Source organism: Streptosporangium sp. DT93, from assembly GCF_049844535.1.
Taxonomy (GTDB): domain Bacteria; phylum Actinomycetota; class Actinomycetes; order Streptosporangiales; family Streptosporangiaceae; genus Streptosporangium.
On record NZ_JBNCLF010000125.1, the window covers coordinates 1 to 219 of the forward strand.

Below are 219 nucleotides of genomic sequence, written 5' to 3' on the forward strand. Positions count from 1 at the left end.
ACGACGCGTCCGCGTGGCCCGCGCTGGCCGCGTCGGGTGTGACCTGCGGCGCATCACCCGCAACACCGGCGGCTGCTGCGGCAGCGGAGCCCCCTTTTCCTCGGTCAGCGCCTGCTCCAGCGCATCCAGGGTCTCTCCGGCGACCGCCAGCCCGGCCGACTCCTGATGCGCCCGCACGATCGTGGAGTCGACGCTGACCACCTCCAGCCCGACCTGCCC

At 74.0% G+C, this 219-nt stretch carries 1 pseudogene; it reads right to left on the reverse strand.

The features are described from left to right. Positions 1 to 219 (reverse strand): annotated as a pseudogene (locus tag ACLQ2R_RS39755) (hypothetical protein); the annotation flags it as partial.